We start from the raw sequence: 3,511 nt of genomic DNA on the forward strand, positions 1-3,511 counted from the left end.
TCCCCACCGCCGCCGCAGGCAAATCCACCCGCGGCGGCCGCATCACCCCCGGCGAATGGGAGCGCCGCACGGGGCTGCAATTGCGGTTCATCTACAAGCGCCGCGGACCGAGCCTGCTGGTGGCCGAGGGGCGGCTGAACAGCAAGGGGCGCGCGGTGGCATCGCAGTCGAAATCCGGCCGCGGGCTGACCACGGTACCGATCTTCCTGCTGCTGCCACAGGTCAAGCTGCGCAAGCGGCTCGATCTGGCGCGGGATGCTGAGCGGGCCATCGACGCCGTGCCGGGGCGGATCGTGGCGGGGTGGGTTGAAACACGGTCATGACGGGACCTGTCGACATGGCAGGCCCGTTGGCATATATTGCCAATGATCCTCAGTGAGACTCCCATGGCCACCAGAAACGTTGTCCTGACTGAAACGCAATCCGACCTTGTCGACCGCCTGGTGGCATCCGGTCGGTATCAGAACGCATCCGAAGCGCTGCGCGCCGGGCTTCGCCTTCTTGAACGCGAAGAAGCGGAACTTGGCGCGTTGCGCAGCCGTCTGACCACCGGGCTTGAACAGGCCCGGCGCGGGGATCTGGCCGAGGGAAGTGGCGAGGATGCAATCCGCCGGGCTTTTGCCGCCGCGCGTGCCAATTCCTGATGCCGAAACCATGGCGCCTGACACGACAGGCGGAGGCATCGCTGATCGAGATTGCACGCTGGACCGTCGAGACCTTCGGACCACGACAGGCAGCTGCCTATGAGGATGACCTGATCTCCACCTGCCGCGAGATCGCCGCGGGCACCGCCCTGTCACAGGATTGCCGTCGGCTCATCGACCCCGATCTGGTCGAGGATCTGCGCTTCGCGCGGGCAGGCCAGCATTTCGTGGTCTTCGTCGAAGACGCCGAGCAGGTGATCATCATCGATTTCCTGCACAGCCGCGCTGATCTGCCGCGACGGCTGGCCAACCTGCCCCTCCCGAAAGGCGACAGGGAACACTGACCCCGGGCCTGTCCCGGAACCCCGGAACACAAGATGCCAACCACCCGCGAGACTGTCCTCGCTGCGCTGCACGCGCGGCTGCAACCGCTTGCCGCCCTCACCCTGCGTGACGAGGTGCTGCCCGAGAGGATCCCCGCGGCCGGGCTGATCATCCTGCGCGACGGCCAACCCGGTGAGCCGGAGGTGACGCTGTCGCCGCTGCGCTATCACTACCAGCATCGGGCCGAGCTGGAGGTTGTCGTCCAGGCGGGCACCGGCCGGGCCAGCGCCTTCGACACCCTGATCGCTGCCATCGGCACGGCGATGGAAGCCGATCGCACACTCGGCGGCCTTTGCGACTGGGTCGAAGCCGAAGCCCCGGCCTCGGTCGACCTGCCGGTCGAGGGCGCCGCGGCCCTGAAGGCGGCGGTGATCACTGTCGTCCTGCACTATACCACCACCGGCCCCCTGGCCTGACATCCCCCACATAGGAGACCCCCATGGCACGCGCACACGGCGCGCGGGCGCAGATGGCGCTTGCGTTCGAGACGGTTTACGGCACCCCGCCCGCCAGCGGCTATCGGCTGATGCCCTTCGCCCGCACCACGCTGGGCGCGGAACAGCCCCTGCTGAATTCTGAGCTTCTCGGCTACGGCCGCGATCCCCTGGCCCCGATCAAGGACGCCGTCACCGCCGATGGCGAGGTGGTGGTGCCGATCGATGTGGAGGCCTTTGGCTTCTGGCTGAAGGCGGCCTTCGGCGCCCCGACCACGACGGGGACCACGCCCAAGACCCACACGTTCCAATCGGGGAACTGGACGCTGCCCTCGATGGCCATCGAAGTCGCCATGCCCGAGGTGCCGCGGTTCGCGATGTATGCGGGCTGCGTGATGGACCAGCTTTCGTGGCAGATGAGCCGTTCGGGCCTCCTGACGGCGACTGCCCGGCTGATCGCCCAGGGTGAGGCCATTGCAGCCACCACGGCCGCAGGCACGCCGACCGCGTTCGGCCTTCAGCGCTTCGGCCATTTCAACGGGGTGGTGAAGCGCAACGGCACGGCGCTGGGCAATGTCGTCTCGGCCGAGATCACCTATGCCAACGGGCTCGACCGGATCGAGACCATCCGCAACGATGGCAGGATCGAGGGCGCCGATCCGGGCATGGCCGCGCTGACCGGCCGGATCGAGGTGCGCTTCGCCGACCCGGCGCTGGTGACCCAAGCCATCGACGGCACGCCTTGCGAGCTCGAGTTCGCCTACAGCCTCGGCGCCAACGCCAGCTTCACCTTCACCGCCCACGCCGTCTACCTGCCCGTCCCGCGGATCGAAATCCCCGGACCCCAGGGCATTCAGGCCACTTTCGACTGGCAGGCGGCAAAGGCCACCAGCCCCGCCCGGATGTGCACCGCTGTCCTCGTCAACACCATCACGGGATACTGACCATGATCCGTCTGAACCTGTCGAACCGGCCCGAATGGCTGGACCTGCTGCCCGGCCTGCGCGTCCTGGTGGCGCCCCTGACCACCGCGATGATGGTCTCGGCCCGCGCCGACCCGGCCATCGATGGCCTGTCGGAAACCTCCAGCCAGGAGGACATGGCGCTGGCTATGGCCAAGGCCGTCGCCCGTCGCGCCGTTCTGGAATGGGAAGGTGTCGGCGACGAGGCGGGCAACCTCGTCCCGGTCAGCCCGGCCGGGATCGACGCCCTTCTCGAAATCTGGCCCGTATTCGAGGCCTTCCAGGCGCAATATGTCGCCCGCGGCCTGATGCTGGATCTGGAAAAAAACGCCTCCGCGCCCTCGCCGACTGGTCCTTCGGCGGGGGCGACGGCTACTGCGCGGCCTGCGCAGGCCCCTGCCCCGACTGCCCCGCAAGATTGAACCGGCCGCAGACCATCGAGGGCTGGCAGGTCTGGGACCTGACCCAGCGCCTCGGTGGCCAGCTGCGCATCGCGCCGGGGGCAGTGATCGGATGGGACATGGGCGCTGCGCTTTCACTGGCCGAGGCGCTGGGCGTCAATGCCCTGATCGCCGCGGAACTGCTGCCCGAAATCGAGGCGGTGATGGTGCGCAAACTCAACGAGCAGATGGCCGAGCGTTCAACGGCGATGACCCCGATCTGACGCCATGAGACCAACCGGCGCGCCGCGCGCATGATTCAGGTTCGATCGGATCGATCCCGATAGCCGTTTGGTACAGCCCCACGCGCCAGTCCCTTCAGGTCCTGCTTTGCCGGAAGCGAACGGGACTGTGCCTCATCGCCCTCATCAAATCCACGCAGTGGCAACCCGAGCCCCGCTTGATCGGTGGGCTTGGGTTCTTCATCGCCGTGCTGCGTGCTTTGGCTTTGGCCGATCATCGTCAGTCCTTTGGCAACTGAAACAGAGACTCCAAGTCCTGCCCTCCGCCCTAAGCACTTACCACAGAATCAAGGTTTTCCTCATGGCCGAAAAGAAGGTCTCCGTCCGCCTCGTGGCGGAGGGCGGACGTCGCGTGCGCGCCGAACTGGAGGGCGTGGGCGAGGCCGGGGCGAAGGGCCTCGGCCG

Annotated in this window: 8 protein-coding genes; 7 read left to right on the top strand and 1 reads right to left on the bottom strand. The window is 67.3% G+C overall.

Going from position 1 to position 3,511, the window contains the following annotated elements; genetic code table 11:
* The 7 genes from CRO07_RS17985 to CRO07_RS18015 all read left to right on the top strand — a co-directional run.
* A partial coding sequence (locus tag CRO07_RS17985) for a DUF6441 family protein (protein ID WP_235841107.1) occupies positions 1–323 on the top strand: 323 nt, incomplete at its 5' end.
* A 63-nt stretch (positions 324–386) separates the two neighbouring features.
* Positions 387–644, top strand: coding sequence for a type II toxin-antitoxin system ParD family antitoxin (locus CRO07_RS17990; RefSeq protein ID WP_097031993.1), 258 nt, complete (start codon positions 387–389; stop codon positions 642–644).
* Positions 644–988 (top strand): type II toxin-antitoxin system RelE/ParE family toxin, encoded by a 345-nt coding sequence (locus tag CRO07_RS17995; protein WP_097031994.1) that lies wholly within the window; start codon positions 644–646, stop codon positions 986–988. The genes CRO07_RS17990 and CRO07_RS17995 overlap by 1 nt, the downstream gene beginning before the upstream one ends.
* A 33-nt stretch (positions 989–1,021) precedes the next feature.
* Positions 1,022–1,444, top strand: a complete 423-nt coding sequence (locus CRO07_RS18000; protein WP_097031995.1) for an acyl-CoA transferase — start codon at positions 1,022–1,024, stop codon at positions 1,442–1,444.
* 23 nt (positions 1,445–1,467) lie between these two features.
* Positions 1,468–2,406: a phage tail tube protein gene (locus CRO07_RS18005; RefSeq protein WP_097031996.1), complete on the top strand. Its 939-nt coding sequence runs from the start codon at positions 1,468–1,470 to the stop codon at positions 2,404–2,406.
* A 2-nt stretch (positions 2,407–2,408) separates the two neighbouring features.
* On the top strand, positions 2,409–2,846 hold the full coding sequence (locus CRO07_RS18010) for a hypothetical protein (protein ID WP_097031997.1): 438 nt from the start codon (positions 2,409–2,411) through the stop codon (positions 2,844–2,846).
* Positions 2,843–3,088 (top strand): DUF7697 family protein, encoded by a 246-nt coding sequence (locus tag CRO07_RS18015; protein WP_204840063.1) that lies wholly within the window; start codon positions 2,843–2,845, stop codon positions 3,086–3,088. The genes CRO07_RS18010 and CRO07_RS18015 overlap by 4 nt, the downstream gene beginning before the upstream one ends.
* Before the next feature lie 35 nt (positions 3,089–3,123).
* On the opposite strand, the gene CRO07_RS18995 is transcribed toward CRO07_RS18015, so the two are convergent.
* Positions 3,124–3,324 carry a hypothetical protein gene (locus CRO07_RS18995; RefSeq protein WP_204840062.1) on the bottom strand — a complete coding sequence of 67 codons (201 nt, stop codon included), beginning with the start codon at positions 3,322–3,324 and terminating at the stop codon, positions 3,124–3,126.
* Positions 3,325–3,511 lie beyond the last annotated feature (187 nt).

Source organism: Cereibacter ovatus, from assembly GCF_900207575.1.
Classification (GTDB): domain Bacteria; phylum Pseudomonadota; class Alphaproteobacteria; order Rhodobacterales; family Rhodobacteraceae; genus Cereibacter_A; species Cereibacter_A ovatus.